Origin of the sequence: Staphylococcus lugdunensis, from assembly GCF_001558775.1 — a bacterium.
Classification (GTDB): domain Bacteria; phylum Bacillota; class Bacilli; order Staphylococcales; family Staphylococcaceae; genus Staphylococcus; species Staphylococcus lugdunensis.
In genome coordinates, this window is the sequence record NZ_CP014022.1 from 1,687,775 (window position 1) to 1,703,097 (window position 15,323).

Annotated in this window: 15 protein-coding genes; 6 read left to right on the forward strand and 9 right to left on the reverse strand. The window is 36.5% G+C overall.

Annotated elements, in window-relative coordinates; genetic code table 11:
• Window positions 1-6: 6 nt before the first annotated feature.
• From AL499_RS07940 to AL499_RS07955, 4 genes are read right to left on the reverse strand one after another with little or no spacing between them, the layout of a single operon-like run.
• Window positions 7-897 carry an SIR2 family NAD-dependent protein deacylase gene (locus AL499_RS07940; RefSeq protein ID WP_002492464.1) on the reverse strand — a complete coding sequence of 297 codons (891 nt, stop codon included), beginning with the start codon at window positions 895-897 and terminating at the stop codon, window positions 7-9.
• Window positions 887-1,684 (reverse strand): protein-ADP-ribose hydrolase, encoded by a 798-nt coding sequence (locus AL499_RS07945; RefSeq protein ID WP_002492425.1) that lies wholly within the window; start codon window positions 1,682-1,684, stop codon window positions 887-889. Before AL499_RS07945 ends, AL499_RS07940 begins: the two co-directional genes overlap by 11 nt.
• Window positions 1,685-2,017, reverse strand: a complete 333-nt coding sequence (locus AL499_RS07950) for a glycine cleavage system H family protein (RefSeq protein ID WP_002460709.1) — start codon at window positions 2,015-2,017, stop codon at window positions 1,685-1,687.
• Window positions 2,018-2,038: 21 nt separating this feature from the next.
• A complete protein-coding gene (locus AL499_RS07955; protein ID WP_002492412.1) occupies window positions 2,039-3,043 on the reverse strand; it encodes an LLM class flavin-dependent oxidoreductase in 1,005 nt (334 codons plus the stop codon).
• A gap of 238 nt (window positions 3,044-3,281) precedes the next feature.
• Between AL499_RS07955 and AL499_RS07960 the strand changes: the two genes are divergently transcribed.
• Window positions 3,282-4,472 carry an NADH-dependent flavin oxidoreductase gene (locus tag AL499_RS07960; protein WP_002492457.1) on the forward strand — a complete coding sequence of 397 codons (1,191 nt, stop codon included), beginning with the start codon at window positions 3,282-3,284 and terminating at the stop codon, window positions 4,470-4,472.
• 55 nt (window positions 4,473-4,527) lie between these two features.
• Here the strand turns inward: AL499_RS07960 and AL499_RS07965 are convergent, their stop codons facing one another.
• On the reverse strand, window positions 4,528-5,139 hold the full coding sequence (locus tag AL499_RS07965; protein ID WP_002492490.1) for a hypothetical protein: 612 nt from the start codon (window positions 5,137-5,139) through the stop codon (window positions 4,528-4,530).
• A gap of 631 nt (window positions 5,140-5,770) precedes the next feature.
• Window positions 5,771-7,387, reverse strand: a complete 1,617-nt coding sequence (locus AL499_RS07970; RefSeq protein WP_002492551.1) for a BCCT family transporter — start codon at window positions 7,385-7,387, stop codon at window positions 5,771-5,773.
• Window positions 7,388-7,646: 259 nt separating this feature from the next.
• On the opposite strand from AL499_RS07970, the gene nagA reads away from it, so the two are divergent.
• Together nagA and AL499_RS07980 are read left to right on the forward strand one after the other, a co-directional pair.
• Window positions 7,647-8,816 carry an N-acetylglucosamine-6-phosphate deacetylase gene (nagA, locus tag AL499_RS07975; RefSeq protein WP_002492447.1) on the forward strand — a complete coding sequence of 390 codons (1,170 nt, stop codon included), beginning with the start codon at window positions 7,647-7,649 and terminating at the stop codon, window positions 8,814-8,816.
• A gap of 42 nt (window positions 8,817-8,858) precedes the next feature.
• On the forward strand, window positions 8,859-9,104 hold the full coding sequence (locus AL499_RS07980) for a hypothetical protein (RefSeq protein ID WP_002460701.1): 246 nt from the start codon (window positions 8,859-8,861) through the stop codon (window positions 9,102-9,104).
• Between the two features lie 96 nt (window positions 9,105-9,200).
• On the opposite strand, the gene nagB is transcribed toward AL499_RS07980, so the two are convergent.
• Window positions 9,201-9,935 carry a glucosamine-6-phosphate deaminase gene (nagB, locus tag AL499_RS07985; RefSeq protein WP_002460700.1) on the reverse strand — a complete coding sequence of 245 codons (735 nt, stop codon included), beginning with the start codon at window positions 9,933-9,935 and terminating at the stop codon, window positions 9,201-9,203.
• A 47-nt stretch (window positions 9,936-9,982) separates the two neighbouring features.
• The gene (locus tag AL499_RS07990) at window positions 9,983-10,654 is read right to left on the reverse strand and encodes an N-acetylmannosamine-6-phosphate 2-epimerase (RefSeq protein WP_037540728.1); all 672 of its coding nucleotides are present in this window, start codon (window positions 10,652-10,654) and stop codon (window positions 9,983-9,985) included.
• Between the two features lie 166 nt (window positions 10,655-10,820).
• On the opposite strand from AL499_RS07990, the gene AL499_RS07995 reads away from it, so the two are divergent.
• Window positions 10,821-11,618: a MurR/RpiR family transcriptional regulator gene (locus AL499_RS07995; RefSeq protein WP_002479011.1), complete on the forward strand. Its 798-nt coding sequence runs from the start codon at window positions 10,821-10,823 to the stop codon at window positions 11,616-11,618.
• A gap of 95 nt (window positions 11,619-11,713) precedes the next feature.
• Here AL499_RS07995 and AL499_RS08000 read toward each other — a convergent pair whose 3' ends face one another.
• A complete protein-coding gene (locus AL499_RS08000; protein ID WP_002492389.1) occupies window positions 11,714-12,577 on the reverse strand; it encodes an ROK family protein in 864 nt (287 codons plus the stop codon).
• A gap of 241 nt (window positions 12,578-12,818) precedes the next feature.
• On the opposite strand from AL499_RS08000, the gene AL499_RS08005 reads away from it, so the two are divergent.
• Both AL499_RS08005 and AL499_RS08010 read left to right on the forward strand, forming a co-directional pair.
• Window positions 12,819-13,700, forward strand: coding sequence for an N-acetylneuraminate lyase (locus AL499_RS08005; protein ID WP_002460695.1), 882 nt, complete (start codon window positions 12,819-12,821; stop codon window positions 13,698-13,700).
• A 33-nt stretch (window positions 13,701-13,733) separates the two neighbouring features.
• The gene (locus AL499_RS08010) at window positions 13,734-15,263 is read left to right on the forward strand and encodes a sodium:solute symporter family protein (RefSeq protein ID WP_002479010.1); all 1,530 of its coding nucleotides are present in this window, start codon (window positions 13,734-13,736) and stop codon (window positions 15,261-15,263) included.
• Window positions 15,264-15,323 lie beyond the last annotated feature (60 nt).

Genomic DNA, 15,323 nt, shown 5'->3' on the forward strand with positions numbered 1-15,323 from the left:
TAGCTCCTAGTTGTTCATTTTCTGCTGTGCAGTTGTCATTAATGTAGCAATGTCTTCATTCAAATGAATGGTTCGCGCTTTAATATTTTGTGGAATACGATAAGCTTTTTTATTTAAAGTCATAAAAAGGGCATCTGGATTGTGACGTGTCATGCGCTGAAACGGATGTTTCACAAATTGTGGTGTCGTATAACCGATACCAATTTCAAGGTATAAGACTTTGCCATGTTGATGTTCAGCTAAAAAGGCATTATACCGTTCGAGCTGTGCATGAAAATCAGCATCTTCAACCATGCCAACTTGTGCTTTACGTTTGTTAATTTCCATAGGCGCATCACATTTTGGACAATGTGGAATCAATGTCCAAGGAATTTTCATATCTTGTTGTTCAGCTACCATCTGACGAATAGCATCATCATCACGATAGGTCTGTGCATGACAATGCTGGCTACATTGCCATAAAATATATTCGCCTTGAATATGAAATACTTTATTTAAATCATAGTCTGCTGCTAAAAAAGCATTATCTGCATTGGTTGTAATAATATGATACGCTTTTTGCGCTAATAATGATTTTAAAGCAAGATATGATGCTCCGACCGGCTGATCCAAATAATTTAAAACAACAAAACGACTTTCGAATGCCCAGTATTCCTGCCAACTATCAAAGGGATGTAAACTGGCTTGTAACATATCAAAGAAACCATATTTTTCGATAAAATCTGGAAAGTTTTGTGTAAAACGTTCACCTATATAGGTAAAGCCATCAGCTGCCGACATACCAGCGCCAATACCGACAACGACTGCATCTGCTTCATAGATAGCGCGTAGTAGTATATCGACTTGTGCAGCGTCTTCGCGAGCAAGTTGGAGTGCTGCCCATTTATTATGACTCATGAGTCTGAAGCACCTCCGTATAAAGTTGTGCATCTTTATCAGTAAAGACATTAAAAATAACCTTTATTGATGATGGATGTGTTGTTAAATAATCCGAAACGGTCTTAATCGCGATATGGCAAGCTTCTTCTTGTGGAAAGCCGAATACACCTGTCGCAATGCAACAAAAAGCTATATGTTGTAAACCGTGCTGTTCAGCTAATTCTAAGCAAGATGTATAACAGCGCGCTAACAGTTCTTTATTCATTTGCGAAACAGGATATTTACGTATTTGTGGACCGACAGTGTGCAAGACATAACGGCAAGGCAAGTTATACGCCAGTGTGATTTTAGCCTTACCTATACCTTCTTTACGACCTTGTTGTTTGATGATTTGTGCACAATCAAGACGAAGTTGAACGCCTGCTTTTGTATGGATTATGTTATCTATACAATCATGATTGGCTTGCATACAACCTAAGAGGCTACTGTTAGCAGCATTGACAATCCCATCAACAGCCAGACGTGTAATATCACCTTGCCACACATATAACTGTTGATTCTCTACAGGTGTTAACGCATCCATATGAATGGGCTGTCGTTCAGTTGATAATGCTGAAAGATAAGCATCTTGAATATCTAAATATTCTTGAGAAATAGGTTCTGGTGGTCTGACATTGGCTAAGCCACGATATAATTCCCATTGTGCTGTGGAGTCAGTAGGGTAGTTTAACGGTTCTGAACCATGTGCTTCTTGCCATAAATAATGTGTTAAATAAGCGAGACGTTTACTCTGTGTTTGTAACATTTATGCCTCTGGTAATGCGTTATACGCATCTTCATCTACATTTTCTAATTTGACTAACCAATTGTCTTCTGGTTTTTCTGAGTTTAAAATCGTTGGTTCGTCTTCAGCTTTTGTATTGCGTGCCACAATTGTGCCGGCAAGAGGCGTTTGGACATCTAACACCGTTTTTGAAGCTTCAATACTTACAATTTCATCGTTTTTAGCGACATCGTTTGCAGTCATGAATTCAACATAACCCACAGTACCAATATCATCTTGAAGTTCTGGTGTCATATAATAGACATATTGGTTTCCTTCCTTTTGTACTAATAGATAGTTTGCTAATTTAGCCATATATATACTTCCTTTCTTTAATTATAGATATGCTTGTGCAAGTAATTCTAGCGTGCGACAGCGGTTTTCTATATTTGGTAGGAGAGGTACCACTAAGACTTCATCAGCTTGAAAGTCTTGAATCATGGCGTCGAGTTTTGGTGTTACTTGTGTGATGGTTCCAGCTAAAATTTTAGAATGAGATGCTTGCATGCGTGCTTTATCTCGCGCAGTTGGTTGATATTGTAATGCAGTCTCATAAGATGGAAAACGTTCGAACTCAGCAAAATAACGTTTTCCTAATAACCATACATCTAGTGCTTGTAATAATCGTGTAGCTTCTTTCTCAGTGTCAGTTACAATGACAAACACGGTTAACATAACACTTGGTGACATCTGTAATGATGTAATTTCAAAATGCTGGCGATAAGCAGCGATGCTATGTTGTGTGGCACGTATGCTATCTGTATCTGGCAATAAAAATGTACCAACAGCAAACCCCATACCTTGCTGTGCAGCCATTTTAGCCGAACGTTGGCTAATGCTTAATAGCCACATATCAGGATGATGTGATATGTTTGGTTGTGCCATGACGTTAGAAAAGCGCTGCTCACTTTGCTGATTTGTTAAGTAATGACGAAGATCTACGATACTTTGTTGATAATCAAGATATTCAGATTTATCCTCGTCCATTGCACGTTTCACGGCAGGTGTACCAGGATTATTGCCAATGCCAAGATCGACGCGTCCAGGATAAAATGCTTCTAACATGCGAAAATTTTCGGCGACTTTGTAAGGACTATAATGAGGCAACATAATACCACCTGAGCCTACTTTAATGTGGGATGTTTTACCCAAAATGTGCATCATCAATAATTCTGGACTACTGCAAGCAAAAGCTGGCACGTTATGATGCTCTGTTATCCAAAAACGTTTAAAGCGTAGTCGATCTGCCAGTTGTGCCAAGCGTATTGTATCGTGAAGTGCCTGCTCAGCATTTTTCCCTTCATCTATCATCGCATAATCTAACACATTTAGTTCTACCAAAAACTCATCTCCATTACTGTTTTATCATTCCCCAATTATTTACCCAATTTTATTTTAACGGTTTTTGTTATGTATTGCTAAATTTCAGTTTACAACAACATATTTTTATGTGGTTTATTTGGTTCAAAGTGGTCAAATGCATTAGTAAAAACTATTTAAGAAGTGTGATTAAATTGCTAATTTTAAGCGGTCGTGATACGTTGATGTTAATAAGCAGATGAAAGAAGATGACACTGACATGGAAGATTACACACCATTATTGCAACCTATCACGCTACCTAACGGCGTACAATTGAACAACCGTTTCGTGTTGTCACCAATGACGACAAATTCATCGACGCATGATGGACATATTACTCAAGAAGATTTGCGCTATGCTGAAAGACGGGCGGGATCAGCTGGACTTCAAGTGACTGGTGCTGCTTATATTGAGCCTTATGGTCAGCTCTTTGAGTATGGTTTTAATATCTCAGATGATACATGTATTCCTGGGTTGAAAAAGCTAGCCCAAGTCATGAAACAAGATGGCAATAAAGCGATTATTCAATTGGCACATGCAGGACGTTTTTCCAATCAAGCGATTCGAAATTTTGGTGAAGTATATGGACCTAGCCCGATGTCACTGCATTCTCCAACACCTCATAAAGTACTAGAAATGTCTCAAGAGAAGATTAAAGATGTGATTCAACAATATGCTGATGCTACATCTCGTGCTATTCAAGCAGGCTTTGATGGTGTAGAAATATCAGTTGCACAACGTCTATTAATACAAACGTTTTTTTCTACTTTTTCAAATCAACGACATGATGACTATGGGGTAGATTCCTTAGAAAACCGTGCACGTTTTGGACTACAAGTCATGCAAGCTGTTCAAAATGTGATTGATCAACAAGCACCTGCTGATTTTATTCTTGGCTATAGGGCTACACCTGAGGAAACACGTGGAAGTGATCTAGGCTATACCATTGATGAATTTAATCAACACTTAGACTGGGTCATGGATGTTGCCAATATTCACTATTTAGCTATTGCTAGTTGGGGTCGACACATCTATCAAAATACAAGCCGTACACCAGGGCAACACTTTGGAAAACGTGTCAATCAAGTTGTATATGATCATTTGAATGGGCGTTTACCTATGATTGCGAGTGGTGGAATTAACTCGGTAGAAAGTGCATTAGATGCGATGCGACAAGCAGATATGGTGGGTATGTCGTCACCGTTTGTCACAGAACCTGACTTTGTGACAAAACTTGCAGCAGGGCAGCCTGAATGTATTGATTTACACATCACTCAAGATGATTTAGAGGAATTAGCTATTCCGCATGCAGCTTTTAAAGATATTGTGAAAATGATGGATTATGGTGAAGGATTAGCTTTGAAAACAAGAGATGAACTACGTAAATTAGAACAAAATTATGACGATTAACAATAAGGAGCGGGGCAGAATTCGTTGTGAATTCGTAGTCCCGCTCCCTATATTGTTATGGTGTATCTACAATTGATGCTTGAGCCATCGCTGTGCCAAAGTCACCGTATTGATGTGTAGTGGCTAATTGTTTAAAAGCCTCTTCAATGAGTGAATCAAATTTATGCAATCTAAACTCCTTATCTTGTACCATTGTTAAAATGTCAGGATATGTTTTGAAAAGATATTCAATAGTGAGATCTAAATCTTCAGAAAAAGAATCGAATGTTTCGATAGCTACGTTAATAAATGGTGTCAATTGTCCACGCACATTTAATAATCGCTCGATATCAGCATCATATTTAGCCAATAAGTCTTCTGATAATTCTAATTCTTCTACATGCATTGAACTATCTAATGCATAAAATAGTTGGTAGGCATGACGGCCTTCGATAAAGTGTAAGTGATCATCATTAGTACTTGTTTCACCATAACGTGCTTGATTTTTAATCATTTTTGTAATATGTAACTTAATTAAAACGATTGTTGCTTCTTTAATATGAGCGATATCTTTACGATTTTGACCTTGCAGTTGTTCTTTAATTTGTGCTTCCAATTCATCGTGTATTTGAGGCATCAAATTTAGACGCGCTTGTAATACATCAGTAGTTAATATATCTGCGGACATCTTCGTCACTCCAATTTCTATCTAAAATTAATCTTATATATAATTATCGCATAAAAAAGACTTTTTTGGGGAGAGAAATAATCAGTTTCTTTTTTTGAGTGTTTAAAAATATGAAGATTTACAATGAACAATAAGAATTAGTGGATGTTTGAGGGCAACAACGATAATTGTTTTCTGTTAAGATAGCGACATTGATTGTGAAAGATGATACGTGGGAGGCTATTATGGCATCATTAGATGGGCTGCCATGGGTACTTCGAATATTTAAATCAGATTATGGTGCTGAGGCAACACCTGAAACATAACAAGCTTATTGGCAGCCACAACAAATCCAATTATTAGATATCGCATTTTCAATAGCCATTGCTATGGTGCTTGTAGCGACATCATGCACTTTATCAGATTAGATTCAAGATATAGTGCCTAAATCTAATTCAATCTTGACGACTGTAGCCTTTTTTGCAGATCAATACCTATACTAACAACATTGACCAGTTTGAGACTATGAACGATATATTGGCAGTAGTTGATTGGATTGAAAATATGCTTATACCAAGCTTTTTTCAATCCAAGTCAACTTGCCGAGGCAGGACTAGGAATTCATAATGAGTTCAGTTCTGCTCCCTTTATGCTATTTCTTTTTATTTATATTGTTTGTAGAATCATGTTGTTTATCTTGTTGATCTTCACGTTCTTCTAAGCTAATCGTGTAATCTTTATCATCATTAATATATGTCATGGCAAAGTGTTTCGTATGCTCTCTGCGTAATGCACGCATTAAAGAAAAAATCATTAACAGCAAAATAATAGAAAAAGGCAAACCAGTAACGACGGCTGCGGATTGTAAACTTGTTAAACCACCGGCAATCGTCATAGCAACCGATATAGCACCGATTAATAAACCCCAAATAACTTTATGTTTAACTTTTGGATTTTCTTCACCACCTGTGGCCATGCTAGCAACGATATGTGTGGTGGAATCCGCACTAGTAACGATGAAGATAAAGATTAAGGTAATGGCTAGGGCACTAGTGATGTCGCTAATCGGGAACTTAGACAGTAACTCAAATAATGCTACAGTATAATCTTTATCGACTACATTAGCAATCGGATCACCGCCAAGTGCTATTTTTAATGCTGTCCCGCCAAAGCCAGCTATCCATGAAAATGAAATTAAAGGTGGCACGAGCAGAACCCCTACGACAAATTCGCGGATTGTGCGCCCACGAGAAACACGAGCCACGAAACCACCAATAAATGGGGACCAAGAAATAACCCAGGCCCAATAAAAGACGGTCCATTTTTGCACCCAAGAATTATCCCCTTGATACGGATTAATACGGAGACTATATTCAACAAAATGCGTGATATAATCGCCAATCGCAAGCGTATAAGATTCTACAATAAATTTTAAATCACCAAATATAAGCATAAAGCTAAGTAACAGTGCGCCTAACCCAATGTTGATATTGCTCAACCATTTTACGCCTCTATTTAAGCCGGTTAAAGCAGAGCCTAAGAAGATACACACCATTAAAATTGTAATTCCTATCTTAGTTACATTTGTATTTGGAATATGGAATACATAGTTAAGGCCGCCACCAATCTGTAAAATTCCAAGACCAATTGAGGTTGCAATACCCATGACAGTGGCAATAATAGCTAAAATATCAATAATATTGCGAAATGGACGTTTATAAGCTTCACCAAAGACAGGTTCCATTGCGGTGGAAATGAGTCCGTTGCGTTTTTTTCTAAATTGAAAGAATGCTACTATTAAACCGGCAATCGCAAATATAGACCATTGAGAGATTCCCCAATGAAAGAACGTATATCCCATAGCTAGCCGTGCAGATGATGCAGATTCACTGGTAATCTTCCCAGGAAAAGGTGAATGTAAATAGTGCGTCAATGGTTCGGCTACACCCCAAAAGACAATACCAACACCTAAGCCAGCAGAAAATAGCATACCAATCCATGAAATAGTTGAAAATTCAGGCGCTTCATCATTATCTCCCAGCTTGAAGCGGCCATAACGTGAAACAGCGAGGGAAATCAAAAAGACGTCGAGAATAAAGATAATTAGCAAAAATAGCCAGCCAAACGAATTAGTCAAAAAATTATAAATTGCTTGTGCTCGTGATCCAAATGCTTTTGGAAATAAGCCGGCAATTGCAGTGATGATTAAAATGATAAGTACGGAAAATGCATAAACAAAATTGTTATTTTTCTTCCTTTTGTCAGACATGGAGCTGTTTAGTCATCCCTTTGTTTAAATTTATTGTCGTTAAAAGTATAACCATAAGTTTTAAAATAATTCAAAAATTTATGGATTTTAAATACAAATGCTGTGGTGAGAAAAGTAACACAATCATATATGGACAATGGTGAAACATCTAATAATGAAAAGATTTTTCATTTTTCAAGAAGCATGGGAGAGCAGAGTCTGAAATGATATAATAAAGGCGTTATAAGACAATCATTATACACAGAAAAGAAGGGATCGTATGTCTAAATATGCGCTAATTAACGGGAAGATTTACACAGAACAGCAAGTGATTGAGCATGGATATGTCGTGATTAATGATGGACGTATTGAGCAAATCGCATCAGGTGAATATGATGGTATGTTAGAAACGGTTGATGCACAAGGTCAGCACGTCCTACCAGGATTTATTGATATTCACATTCATGGGGGATATGGTGCTGATGCCATGGATGCATCATATGAAGGATTAAAACATTTAGCTGAAAATTTATTGTCAGAAGGAACGACAAGTTTCTTAGCAACTACAATGACACAGTCTGATGAAAATATCATTAAAGCTTTAGCTAATATTGCTAAGTATCATCAAGAACAACAACAAGGAACTGCAGCAGAAATTGTGGGAATACATTTAGAAGGGCCATTTATTTCAGAACATAAAGTGGGTGCACAAAATCCACAATATGTGCAACGACCTTCCGTGGATAAAATTCAACAATTTCAACAAAGTGCGCAAGGTTTAATTAAAGTGATCACCTTTGCACCGGAAGTGGAAGGTGCACAAGAGACATTAGCTGCACTACATCATGATATTATTTTCTCAATAGGTCATACTGTTGCGGATTTTGATCAAACGAATGAGGCAGTCACATGTGGTGCGAAACATATTACACACTTATACAATGCAGCGACAGGCTTTGAGCATCGCAAGCCAGGAGTTTTCGGCGCAGCATGGACCAATTCAGGATTAAATACGGAAGTGATTGTTGATGGTATTCATTCACATCCAACAGCGGTTAAACTTGCGTATCAACTCAAAGGACATGAACATTTCTATCTTATTACTGATGCCATGCGTGCTAAAGGCATGTCTGATGGAGAATACGACCTAGGCGGTCAAAATGTTATCGTTAAAGGGTCAGAAGCGCGTCTAGCATCAGGATCTTTAGCTGGAAGTATTTTGAAAATGAATGATGGACTGAAAAATGTGATGACCTTTACTGGACAAGGACTAGACCAAGTGTGGCGCGTAGCCAGTTTAAATCAGGCAATCGCTTTAAAAATTGATGATCAAAAGGGTAGTATAGCAGTAGGTAAAGACGCTGACTTAGTTATTGTTGATGATGATATTCAAGTATTAACAACAATCAAAGCAGGTTGTATGCATCGATATCGTTCACTTGGGGAATAGATAAATTAAGACCATAATAAATAAATTTAGGAGGCGTATTATATGCAAAGTAATTATAGATTTCCTAATGCTATCTTTTTCTTTAATATGCTGTTATTAGCCGCAACATTAGCGATTATTGCTTTGGCGATTGTCAACTTTATCTCTAATAGCATCATAACTAAAGCAGGCGTTGTCTTTGAGATGGCCTGGCAAGAAACTGAAATTATTTTTGTATCAGCATGTGGTATCTGTATTCTTATTAGTTTAATAGCACTATTTATCTTAAAATTATTTGAATATAAATAAGTCAAATATCAAACCGGAATATAAAGCCATTCTATGTAGAAACGTTAACTACACAGAATGGCTTTTATAGTATGTTATTTAGTGTATTTTGGTCAACTAAATGTTTAATGATTGATAAAGCGCGTTATCAACAATCACATCTACACGTTCATGTTGATGTAAAATAGACGCAGGTAAATCTTCAGTAATATGTCCATCTATCAATCTTTGTAGGGCATCATGTTTCTTGTCACCAAACGCTAATAGTATAATACGTTTCGCGCGTGTGATGTTATCTAGACCCATAGATATGGCTTGTTTAGGAACATCTGCTAACTTAGAGAAATGCACACTATTAGCTTGAATCGTGGATGTCGTCAAATTAACGACGCGGGTGTGACTATCAAAAGGTGTTCCTGGCTCATTAAAGCCAATGTGCCCATTTTGACCAATGCCTAACAGTTGAATATCACGTTGACCAACCGATTGTAATAATGTTTCATAGCGCAATGCTTCGCTTTCAAGATTGTCTGCCGCACCATTTGGGATATGGATGAACGCTTTATTCCAGCCAGAATAGTTGTCAAATAAGCGTTCATGCATATAGTGATGATAACTGTGCTCATGATGTGCGTCTAAACCAACATACTCATCGAGGTTAAATGTGTGCACTTGAGAGACATCTATGTGATTTAAATCTAATAAATCAGTGAAATATGGATAAACGCTTGTCATCGTAGCTCCTGTTGCTAAACCTAATATTGCGTCAGGTTTATCTTGGAGTAATTTAATTAATTCTATAGCGACGTAGCGACTAGCTGTTTGCTGGTCTCCAAGATTTAAAATTCTCATATTTGAAACACCTCCAGTGACATTCAATTTTAAAATAAATGTGTAAATTAATCTTCAGCTATCGCTTTAATAAAGCGTTCGGTAATTTGTTTTGGTCGAGTGATTGCACCGCCAACGACAGTACAATAAACGCCTAAATCACTCACTTGTTTATACATTTCTGGTGTGATGACATTGCCTTCAGCTATAACTTTGGCTGAAACTGAATTCAGTACATCCTTTAAAAAAGCAAAGTCATTTTCGTATAAAATATGGCCTTTAGTATATGAGGTATAGCCTCTTAATGTTGTGCCAATATAATCAAATCCTAACTTATCTGCTTGCTGAGCTTCGTCTAATGTCGAAATATCTGCCATAATTTCTACGTTTGGTGCATATTGTCGAATATAGTCAACTAATTCTGACAGCGTTTCTTTTGGTCGAGTTTGTTTCGTCGCATCTAACGCAATAACGTCACAGCCACTAGCGATCAATTCATCGACTTCCTTAGACGTTGCGGTAATAAAGACATCCGAATTGGCATAATCTCGTTTAACAATACCAATAACTGGTAAATTGACTTCACGCTTTATCGCGAGTATATCTTCTTTAGTGTTGGCTCTGATGCCAACTGCGCCTCCTTGATAAGCGGCTAAAGCCATCTTAGACATAATAAATGATGAATGTAATGGTTCATCAGGTAAAGCTTGGCAAGAAACAATTAATCCTTGTGGTAACATGTTAAACACTCCAATTACTTTTGTTTAATTTGTAAAAGATAGGTCTAGAATGATTGGTTAATATCATCATATCATTAAGAAATTTTTTATCAATTTAAATTTAACTTTTGAAAAAGATTTTCAAATAGTCTACACTCAAGTTAATACGAATAAAGGACTGAGGATGATGAAATTTGATAATAGAGTACAACGTAGTCGGCACATACTAACAAAAATGGATCGCAAAATTGTCACATTTATTCAAGAACAAGAATTAGATGATCGCTTTTCTACTATTAATTCTCTTGCTTATGCCATTGGTACGTCTCCGGCCACTATTACACGTTTTAGTAATAAGTTAGGCTATGATAACTTTCAAGATATGAAATTTAGTGTACAACATGAAAAATCTGAAAAAATAGTCGAAAATGCGCCACTAGTACAACAAATTCACCGTTATCACCAACGTATTATACAACAGACAGGGGAATTTATTTCTGAGGAAAAGATTAAACGCTTTGCGCATAATTTAAAAACAAGACGTCAAATTAACTATGCTGGTTTAGGTAGTTCTGGGTTAACAGCCAGCGAATTTTATTATCGAACGATGCGTATGGGCTTAAAAGGAATGGTGTCCACAGATGCGCATCAGATGAAAATATCGGCGTCCTTATTGTCAGCGCAAGATATGTTTGTTGCTATTTCTAATAGTGGAGAGACGATAGAATTAATTGAAGCAGCAGCGATTGCACATGATCAAGGCGCATATGTTGCGGTTATAACGAATTATGAAGGTAGTAGTATTACTGAAAAGGCAGACTTAGTACTGATTACTACGGATCAATCTCGAATTAATGATTCTCAATTTATTAATACGCAAATTGCCACTTTCTTTTTAATGGATATTGTCAGTTATCTCCTATTAAACGATCCCCATATGAATCAACTTTATCAGCATACACGACAGACAATATTAGGTAAATAGTGATTATAAGCTAAAGATTGGTACATCATTACTAGAACCAATTGATAAGGGAGCGGGACAGAATTCATAATGAATTCGTAGTCCTGCTCCCTTTATCATTCAACAAGTGCACCATACAAAGCAGCATGGTTTTTCGTGCGTGTTGTTTGAAGTCGAGCGCCTCCGTAGCCATGGGGTAAATAGTGCTGAATATGGGGTTCGATATATTGAATAAGCCTGTCACCTTGTGAGGAAATACCACCACCAATTAAGATTAAATCTGGATCATAGATGATTTGTATTTGCGCAATTCCCTCAGCAACAGCATTTCCCCAATCATTAAGCAGTTGGACAGATTGCTTGTCGTCAGCTTCTGCAAGGTCAAAAAGTGCAGGAACGCTGATGTTTGCATCTAAGCCGTATGCTTTAATTAACGCTTTCAAAGCAGATGTTGAAGCCCGTTGCTCATAAGTTAAACCATCGCTTGAACGGTAAAGTAAGTAGCCAATTTCATTTGCGTGATAACGCGCCCCTGTATATAAGCCATGTTGTTGTGTGTAAAACGCGCCTCCAATACCAGTGCCTAATGTTAAACAGAAAATATGGCTTTCTGGATACTTATGTAATACAAGTTCTCCTAACAACGCTGCATCAACATCATTATGTACTGTAATATGATTAGACAAATCTCCCAAATGTTGTTGGAAATCAGTACCATTGTAATTTGCAATTGTAGGACCAGCGTAAATAATTGCTTTTCGTTCAGTGTCAACTACACCAGCCGTTGAAATACCAATATGTGGACGTTTTAGCTGATAATGTTGAATATACTTAGCAATTAAGTCATGAACCGTATCAATGATTAACGTTTTCTTATTATCAGGTGTTTTTATAGATTCATGTGCCAGCATATCTAAGTCCGTATTAAATACGGCAATTTTAATATTGGTACCACCAATGTCTACCGCAATTTTATACATCTATTATTCCTCCTTTATCAATTAACATTATATAAACAGTTGTTCGTAGTTAGAACAATATTTAATGTTTTGAAAATATTTTTCATAAAATTAAGACAAAAATGTTAAAACGTTTCAAAACATATTGTAACCTTATTAGAAAGCGTTTACAATTTTAATGTAAAAGTTGGGTTAATGGTTAAGTCTATTTATTATCTAAATAAACTTTGAATGAATAACAATGAAATTGGAGTGATAAACAATGGATAACAACTTGAAAGGCATATTTGCAGCGCTGCTTGTTCCATTTGATGAACAGGGACAAGTTAAAGAAGAGGGACTAAAACAAATTGCACGCAATGCCATTGAAACAGAAGGTTTAGATGGTTTATATGTAAATGGTAGTTCAGGAGAAAACTTTTTAATTAGTAAAGAACAAAAGAAACAAATTTTCAGATTAGCAAAAGAAGCGGTTGGCGATAAAGCAAAACTAATTGCTCAAGTAGGTTCATTAGATTTAAATGAAGCAATTGAATTGGGACAATATGCAACAGAATTAGGTTATGATGCATTATCAGCCGTTACGCCATTTTACTATCCATTTAGCTTTGAAGAAATTAAACAATATTATTTCGACATTATCGAGGCAACACAAAATAACATGATTATATACGCGATTCCAGACTTAACTGGTGTCAATATTAGTATTGAACAATTTGGGGAACTCTTTAATCATGACAAAGTGATTGGTGTGAAATACACAGCACCTAATTTCTTCTTACTAGAACGTATTCGTAAAGCCTTTCCAAATAAATTAATATTATCGGGATTTGATGAAATGCTTGTTCAAGCAACGGTATCCGGAGTAGATGGTGCGATAGGATCAACATATAACGTAAATGGACGTCGTGCGCGTCAAATCTTTGAATTAGCGCAACAAGGCAATGTATCAGAAGCGTATAAAATTCAACATGAAACAAACGATATTATTCAAAACGTGTTAGCGATGGGTATTTATCCAACTTTAAAAGAAATATTAAAAACGCGTGGTATCGATGGTGGTTTGCCAAAACGCCCATTTGCGCCATTCAATGAAGCGCATCGTGCCACATTAGACAACTTAATTAATAAATACAACTTGTAAAAACAAAATATTGAAAATTAAGAGGTGTTGTGAATGCAGCAAATAGGATTTGGATTTTGGAACTGGGTCGCAGTTCTACTGTATTTATTGATTATGTTAGCTGTAGGAGCTTATTTTACTAAACGTGCCAGTCAAAGCACAGATAGTTTCTTTACGGCTAGCGGTCGTTTACCGTCTTGGGCAGTTGGCTTTTCTATTTATGCAACAACGTTAAGTGCGATTACATTTATGTCTACACCCGAAAAAGCATTTTTAACGGATTGGGCATATATTGCAGGAAACATCGCAATTGTAGCAATTATACCTATTTTAATTGCATTCTACGTACCATTTTTCAAAAAGTTAAAAGTCACGTCAGCATATGAATATTTAGAAGCGCGCTTTGGACCAAGTGTTCGCGTTATTGGCTCATTACTTTTTGTCATTTTCCATTTAGGACGTATTGCAATTGTGATTTATTTACCAACACTAGCCATTACATCTGTATCAGATATGAATCCATTTTTAGTAGCGAGCTTAGTAGGAATATTATGTATTTTATATACGTTTTTAGGTGGATTTGAAGGGGTAGTATGGAGTGACTTTATCCAAGGTGTAATCCTATTGGGTGGCGCTTTAATGATTATTTTAATTGGCGCCTTTGAAATTAAAGGTGGTTTTGGCACGATCATTCATGATGCGATTGCTAATAAAAAGATTATGAGTGCAGATAACTGGAAATGGAATTCTGCAGCAGCATCGATTCCTATTATTTTCCTGGGAAATATTTTTAATAACTTACATCAATACACAGCTAGTCAAGATGTTGTTCAACGTTATCAAGCTTCAGATTCAATGGAAGAAACGAAAAAGTCATTGTGGACAAACGGTGTATTAGCGCTTATTTCTGCACCTATTTTCTATGGTATGGGCACAATGATGTATTCATTTTATCAACATCAAGATAGCTTACCTAAGGGATTTAATACCTCTTCAGTTGTACCGTATTTCATTTTAACTGAAATGCCACCTTTTGTAGGTGGTCTATTGATTGCCGCAATTTTTGCAGCTGCGCAATCTACAATTTCATCAAGTTTGAATTCAATTTCAGCGTGTATATCAGAAGATATTAAACATCGTTTCTTTGGTAAAGGACGTGACAAGGACGAAGTTAATTTTGCACGTATCGTCATTATTATAGCTGGCTTGCTTAGTTATGGTATCTCTATGTATTTAATCGCAGCAGATTCAAATAACTTATGGGATCTCTTCTTATTAGTAACAGGTCTTTTTGGTGTACCACTTGCTGGTATCTTTGCGGTAGGTATCTTTACAAAGCGTGCAAATACATTTGGAGTGTTCGTTGGACTTATTTCAGGTGTAATCTTCGCGTATTTCTTTAATGGCATAGGTGGAGGCAATTCGCCATTTTATGTATCAATTATATCATTTATGATAGCCTTTATTTTTGGATATCTTATCAGTTTAGTTGTTCCAGCTAAATATGCAAAGGATATTACAGGATTAACTATTTATGATAAAGACAAGCCTTCAAACTATGTATCTAAAGTTGCAAATAAATAATTTTATAGCAGTAGTTTAATAAAAGATAAAAACAGTCTGGGACATACATCTCAGAAAAAC